This window comes from Promicromonospora sp. NPDC060204, assembly GCF_042728455.1.
In the GTDB taxonomy this organism is placed as follows: Bacteria; Actinomycetota; Actinomycetes; order Actinomycetales; family Cellulomonadaceae; genus Promicromonospora.
In genome coordinates this window covers 24,429-30,929 of record NZ_JBHWZO010000040.1, presented here as the reverse complement: position 1 = coordinate 30,929, position 6,501 = coordinate 24,429, and the positions used below count along the sequence as shown (strand labels likewise).

The following is a 6,501-nucleotide window of genomic DNA, read 5'->3' as shown; positions in this document are numbered from 1 at the left end:
ATCTCCCCGGCGTGGACGGAGAAGGAGATGCCCTTGACGGCTTCGATCTTGCCGTAGGCGACCTTGAGGTCCTCGACCTCCAGCCGGGCCTCGAAGGGGATCCTGCGAAAGCCCTCAGTTGCCGCTGCCGCCGCACTCGATCGGGTCCACGGGCGTGGTGCGGCCCTCCTTGTCGGCCGTCACGGTGTGCGCCTGCCAGGCCGTCAGGGCGGGGCACAGCACGTCGACGGGTCCGTAGCCCCAGGTGTCCTGCACCACCTGCAGGTTGCGCACGCTGCCCTCCGTGCCGGCCCGGAACGCGTATCCGCCGCCCTCGACCAGCAGCCCGTCGACGGTCAGCGACGTGTTGCCCTGGCCGCTCGGGTAGAAGAAGGGCGCAGTGCCGTAGCAGTCGGCGGTCTCGCGCATGATGATCCGGGTGTTCCGGACGGTCAGGCTGCCGCCGCCGTAGCCCTGGATGCCGTCGCCGTGCCAGTCGGTGCAGACGTCGGGCGGGACCACCCGGATGAACGAGTCCTCCACGACCACGTCGCCGCACTGCTTGGCACCCACGCGGATGCCCTCGGGCACGCCGTCGATCACCACGTCGCGCACCGTGAACCCGCCGTTGCCGATCACCTGCCGGTCGCCGTCCCCGGTCCGGACGTCGCTCCGGACGAACTCGGACTGCTCGACCAGCAGGCCGGACCCGCACACGGGGGTGTCGTCGTTGACGACCTTGGACCCGACGGCCTGCACGCGGCGCAGCGTCACGTCCGGGGCGTCGACGTAGATGGTGCCGTCCGTGATCCGCAGGTCGCTGACCACGGTGCCCGGCTCGCTGATCCGGAGGTCGCCGGTGTGGGTCTGCTTCGGCGTCCACCCGTCGGGCAGGCCGGCGGTCTCGGGCGTGGGGAAGGTGAGCGCCGCGGCCTCCACGACGGGGTCCGGGGGCTCGCCGGACGGCGTGGGCGTGGCGTCCTGCCCCGTGCCGCCGGAGGAGGCGCCCGGGTCGTCGGGGGACGCGTTCTGGGACACGGCAACCGTGGTCAGCGCGGCGGCGACCAGCGCTCCGACGACCCATCGGAGCGGCACCCACCAGGACGATCGGCCCATGCGAGTCATCCTGGCATGCCGGTCGTCGTCGCTCATCCGGTGGCCTGTGCCCCGGCCGCGGGCCGCGCCGCGGCGACCTGCTCGTAGAGCTCCACCATCCGGTCGACCCGCCGGTCCCAGAGGTGCTCGGCGACGGCGTGCTCGCGGGCCGCCTCGCCCATCCGCAGCCGCAGGTCCGGCTCGGTGACCAGGCGGCGCACCGCGGCGGCGACGTCGCGGGCGAGCTGGGCCGGCGAGTCGGCGGGCAGCCGGAACGCGCACGCGTCGGTCACGTTCGCGCCCGGGCCGCCGCGGTCGCACACCACGAGCGGCAGCCCGTGCGACATCGCCTCGAGCGCGACGGCGCCGCCCGGCTCCCGGTAGCTCGGGAAGACGAAGACGTCGGCGCGCTCGTAGAAGCCGTCGACCTCGGCGCGCGGCACCGCCCCGTGCAGCGTCACCCGGTCCGCCAGGCCCAGCTCCTGCACCAGGTCGGCGCACGCCTGACGGTCGTTGCCGTCCCCGACGACGTCGAGCACCACCGGCAGGTCGCGCAGCGTGGCCATCGCGCGGATCACGTCGCGGGCGCCCTTGGTCCGCACCAGCCGGCCGACGTGCAGCAGCCGCACCGGGCCGGTGCGGCCCCTGCGGTCGATCGGCGGCCGGACCGCGTGCAGGGCCACCTCGCGGAGGGTCTCGAACCGCCGCAGCCGCACGTCGCCGAGGACCTCCTGGACGTAGGGGGCGATGCCCACCACGCAGTCGGCGGACTCGTAGGTGGAGCGCAGGAGCGGGTCGTACCGCAGCCGCAGCCGGTCCAGCGCGCGCAGCCGCTGGTACCACGGGACCACCTCCTCCCGGGCAAAAGCGGGCGGGGACTCCAGGCTGCCGCCGACCGGTCCGACCACCAGGGGGATGCCGAGGCCGACGACGGGGCACGGGTAGCGCATCGCCACGGGCGCCGGCTGGTGCGCCACGTCGAACCGTTCGCCCGCCGCGAGGCGGCCGCGGACCCAGCGCCGGGCCCGCACGTAGAACGGCACGTAGGCCGGCTGGAGCAGGCTGTTGAGCCGCTCCGCCCGGTGCACCAGCGGCGGCTCCGGCCACTCGACCACGCGCACGCCGGGAAGCTGCCGCGACGGCGGCACGTGGCCCTTCTTGTACGTGGACAGCAGCGTCACCGCGAACCGCTCGGAGAGCAGGCTCGCCCACTGGTGGGCGAGCCAGGACTCGCCCACGTCGTTGCCGTCGCACGCGGGTGCCACCAGCAGCACGCTGGCCACGCGAGAGGATCCGGCGGGTTCGTTGACAGCCACCCACCGATAGTGACGGCTGCCGCAGGCCGAATGCAGCCCCGGGCCGGGTGAGAACAGGGGTGAGAAATGCGCCCCAGGCAATACCGGACACCCATTCCCGGGGTCATACTCGCCGACGTGGCACATTCGAAAGATGTCGAGCTCGCCCCCGTCACGACGGACGACCTGCCGCGTGTGGGCGAATTCCTGAGCGTTTATCTCGACGGTTCCCTCACCCCGGGCCAGTGGGCGCGCTCCCTGCGTCCCACCTGGACCACGAGCCACCCCGACCACGGGTTCCTGCTCACGGCCGAGGGCCGGGTCGTGGGCGTGTACGCGGCCCTCTACTCGGAGCAGGACGGCCCCGGGGGGCCACGTGCCGTGTGCAACGTCGCGGCCTGGTGCGTGCTCGACGAGTACCGCCACCACTCGCTGCGGCTGCTGCGCGCCATGCTCGCCCAGCGCGACCGCGAGCTCACCGACCTGTCCCCCAGCGGCACCGTGGTGCCCCTGAACGAACGGCTCGGGTTCCACCACCTGGACACGTCCGGTGCGCTCGTGGTCAACCTCCCGCTGCCCTCGCCGGGCGTGCGCCTGCTGACGGGCCGGGCCGACATCGAGGCCGTGCTTTCGGGCCCTGACCTGGCCGCCTACCGCGACCACGCCGACTCCGCCGCCGCGCGGCACGTGGTGGCGGTCGTCGACGGCAGGCCGTGCTGGGTGGTGTTCCGCAGCGTGCGGCGCAAGCGGCTGCGCCTGTTCGCGTCCGTGCTGCACGTGAGCGACCGCGAGCTGTTCCGCACCGCCGCACCCGCCGTCTACCGGCACCTCCTGCTCGCGCACGGGCTGCCGTTCACCCTGCTGCAGCACCGGGTCAGCGGACCCCGCCCGTGGCACTCCGTGCCCCTGTCCGCGCAGCGGCCGACGATGTACCTGAGCCGCACCGACCAGCCGCCGGAGTCGGTCAGCTACCTCTACAGCGAGCTGACCCAGGTGCCGTGGTGAGCGCCCCACCGAGGTGAAACCACCGCCGCGGGAGGTAATTCACCATTCCCCGGCGGGCGGGTCGCGGATGAGTTCTGTTATCCACCCGGGAATTCACCTTCCGCACCTAATACGAAACGACGGGGCCTGCCGTCCGCCCGGCGCCCCGCGATCCTTTTTTCACCCATTCTGGGTTCACCCGCTTTTCGGCCCTATTCACCCGTCACCCACCTGACGAAAATCGTCGCGAGCGCTTTACCGTGATCTTCGTGACGACCATCCATCAGCATCTCGAGCAACAGGCGCGCCTGCGGCCCGACGCCCCCGCGCTGTCGGCCCGGGACGCGACCCTGACGTACGCGCGGCTGTGGCAGGGCGTGCGCCGGGCCGCGGCCCGGCTCACCGGGCTCGGCGTGGCGCGGCACGACCGGGTGGCCGTCTTCCTGGAGAAGCGGTTCGAGACGGTCGAGGCCCTCTGGGGCACCTCCGTGGCCGGCGGCGTCTTCGTCCCCGTCAACCCGCTGCTCAAGGGCCGGCAGGTCGCGCACGTCGTGCGCGACTCCGGCGCCCGGGTGCTCGTCACCTCGGCCGGCCGGCTGAGCGCCGTCCGCGACCACCTCGGCGACACCGGCCTGACCACGGTGCTGCTCGTCGACCCGGCCGACGGCGGCGTGCCGGACGACCTGCCCCACGTGCCCGGGCTCACGGTGCACCGCTGGACCGACGGCGCGCAGGTGGCTGACGGCGAGCCGCCGGCCGACGAGCCCACGGCGTCCGGCCCCGACACCGACATCGCGGCGATCCTGTACACGTCCGGCAGCACCGGTGCCCCGAAGGGCGTCGTCCTGTCGCACCGCAACCTGGTCGTGGGCGCCACCAGCGTCTCCGGCTACCTGCACAACACGGCCGACGACGTGCTGCTCGCGGTGCTGCCGCTGAGCTTCGACGCCGGCCTGAGCCAGCTCACCACCGCGTTCGCCGTCGGCGCCCACGCGGTGCTGCTCGACTACCTGCTCCCCCGGAACGTCACCGCCGCGTGCGAGAAGTACGGCGTCACCGGCATCACCGGCGTGCCGCCCCTGTGGACGCAGCTCGCGGCGGTCGAGTGGCCGTCGGGCGCCCGATTCGCGCTGCGCTACTTCGCCAACACCGGCGGGCGGATGTCCGGCGCGCTGCTGCACGAGCTGCGCGAGCTGTTCCCCGCGGCCGCGCCGTACCTGATGTACGGGCTGACCGAGTCGTTCCGGTCCACCTACCTCGACCCCGCGCAGGTCGACGCGCGCCCCGACTCGATCGGGCGGGCCATCCCGAACGCGGAGGTCCTGGTGCTGCGCCCGGACGGCACCCCCTGTGAACCCGACGAACCGGGCGAGCTGGTGCACCGCGGCAGCCTCGTCGCGCTCGGCTACTGGAACGACCCGGAGCGGACGGCGGCGCGGTTCCGTCCCGTGCCCGGGTACGACGAGCCGTGGCGCGCCGTGCCGGAGCCCGCCGTGTGGTCGGGCGACACCGTGGTGCGGGACGCCGACGGCTACCTGTACTTCGTGGGCCGCGCCGACGAGATGATCAAGACCTCCGGGTACCGCGTGAGCCCCACCGAGGTGGAGGAGGCGGCGCTGGCCACCGGCCTGGTGCGCGAGGCGGTCGCGATCGGCGTGCCGGACGCCCGGCTGGGGCAGCGCATCGCGCTCGCCGTGCTGGCGCCGGAGCCGGTCGACACCGACCGGCTGCTCAAGGAGATGCGGCAGACGCTGCCCACCTTCATGGTGCCGACGGAGGTCCACGTGGCCACCGCGTTCCCCCGCAACCCCAACGGCAAGCTGGACCGCCCGGCGATCCGTGCGGGGCTGGTCGCGGAGGTGGCCGGGTGACCGCGCAGCCGCTGGTCGCGCCCCACCCCGCCGTGGCGGCCGTGCCCGTCTCGGGCGACGAGATCCTCGTGGGCGGGGTGCCCCTGTCGCGACTGGCCGCCCGGGTCGGGTCCACGCCGTTCTTCGCGTACGACCGCCGGCGCATCACCGACCGGGTCGGCGAGGTCCGGGCCGCGCTCGGCGACGCGGTGCGGCTCGGGTACGCCGTCAAGGCCAACCCGATGCCCGCCGTCGTGCAGCACCTCGCCGGGCTGGTCGACGCGCTCGACGTCGCCTCCGCGCACGAGATGCACACCGCCCTGGACACCGGGACGGACCCGCACCGGATCAGCTTCGCGGGACCCGGCAAGACGCCGGAGGAGATCCGCTCGGCGGTCGCGGCGGGCGTGCTCGTCGAGCTCGAGTCGCAGACCGAGGCGCGCCGAGTCGTGGCGGCCGGGGAGGCGCTCGGCGTCGTCCCCCGGGTGGCGATCCGCGTCAACCCCGACTTCGCCGTGCGCGGCTCGGGGATGCGCATGTCCGGCGGCCCGCAGCAGTTCGGCGTGGACGCCGAGCAGGTCCCCGACCTGCTCCGGTACCTCGGCACGACCGGCGTCGAGATGGCCGGGTTCCACGTCTTCGCGGGGTCCCAGAACCTCGACGCGGAACTCATCGCCGGCGCGCAGCGCGCCACGGCCGACCTGATCGTCGCGCTCGCCGAGCACGCGCCCGGGCCGGTGCGGTACGTGAACCTGGGCGGCGGCCTGGGCATCCCGTACTTCCCCAAGGACCGGCCCGTCGACCTCGCCCGCGTGGGCGAGAGCCTCGCGGCCGTGGTCGCCGGGCAGATCGCCCCGGCGCTGCCCGACGCCGACGTGCACATCGAGCTGGGCCGCTACCTCGTCGGCGAGGCGGGCAGCTACGTGACCCGCGTGATCGACCGCAAGGTCTCGCGCGGCCGCACCTACCTGGTGGTCGACGGCGGCATGCACCACCAGCTCGCCGCATCGGGGAACCTCGGGCAGGTGATCCGGCGCAACTACCCGGTGCTGGTCGGCAACCGGATGGCGTCGGCCGAGACCGAGCAGGCCACCGTCGTCGGCTGCCTCTGCACCCCGCTCGACCTGCTGGCGGACGACGTCCCCCTGCCCCGGGCCGAACCGGACGACCTCGTGGTCGTGCTCCAGGCGGGGGCCTACGGCCTGACCGCCAGCCCGACCGCCTTCCTGGGCCACCCGGCACCCGCCGAAATTCTGGTGTGAGGCGGAGGTGCAGCGAAGGGCGGGGGGCGAGGAACG

Annotated in this window: 5 protein-coding genes; 3 read left to right on the top strand and 2 right to left on the bottom strand. The window is 73.8% G+C overall.

What is annotated here, in order from left to right:
* Positions 1-114: 114 nt before the first annotated feature.
* Both ACFWEJ_RS07775 and ACFWEJ_RS07770 read right to left on the bottom strand, forming a co-directional pair.
* Positions 115-1,095, bottom strand: a complete 981-nt coding sequence (locus tag ACFWEJ_RS07775) for a hypothetical protein (RefSeq protein ID WP_377228624.1) — start codon at positions 1,093-1,095, stop codon at positions 115-117.
* Between the two features lie 32 nt (positions 1,096-1,127).
* Positions 1,128-2,390, bottom strand: coding sequence for a glycosyltransferase family 4 protein (locus tag ACFWEJ_RS07770; protein WP_377228623.1), 1,263 nt, complete (start codon positions 2,388-2,390; stop codon positions 1,128-1,130).
* Positions 2,391-2,507: 117 nt separating this feature from the next.
* On the opposite strand from ACFWEJ_RS07770, the gene ACFWEJ_RS07765 reads away from it, so the two are divergent.
* The 3 genes from ACFWEJ_RS07765 (at position 2,508) to ACFWEJ_RS07755 (ending at position 6,465) form a co-directional block, all read left to right on the top strand.
* Complete coding sequence (locus ACFWEJ_RS07765) at positions 2,508-3,374, top strand: hypothetical protein (protein ID WP_377228622.1); 867 nt, start codon at positions 2,508-2,510, stop codon at positions 3,372-3,374.
* A gap of 248 nt (positions 3,375-3,622) precedes the next feature.
* Positions 3,623-5,224: an acyl-CoA ligase (AMP-forming), exosortase A system-associated gene (locus ACFWEJ_RS07760; RefSeq protein ID WP_377228621.1), complete on the top strand. Its 1,602-nt coding sequence runs from the start codon at positions 3,623-3,625 to the stop codon at positions 5,222-5,224.
* Positions 5,221-6,465 carry a pyridoxal-dependent decarboxylase, exosortase A system-associated gene (locus ACFWEJ_RS07755; RefSeq protein WP_377228620.1) on the top strand — a complete coding sequence of 415 codons (1,245 nt, stop codon included), beginning with the start codon at positions 5,221-5,223 and terminating at the stop codon, positions 6,463-6,465. The genes ACFWEJ_RS07760 and ACFWEJ_RS07755 overlap by 4 nt, the downstream gene beginning before the upstream one ends.
* Positions 6,466-6,501: the final 36 nt, after the last annotated feature.

Bases quoted from the DNA above. Each gene is read 5' to 3' on its own strand.
- ACFWEJ_RS07775 (WP_377228624.1), bottom strand. From the start codon at position 1,095: ATGGGCCGATCGTCCTGGTGGGTGCCGCTCCGATGGGTCGTCGGAGCG.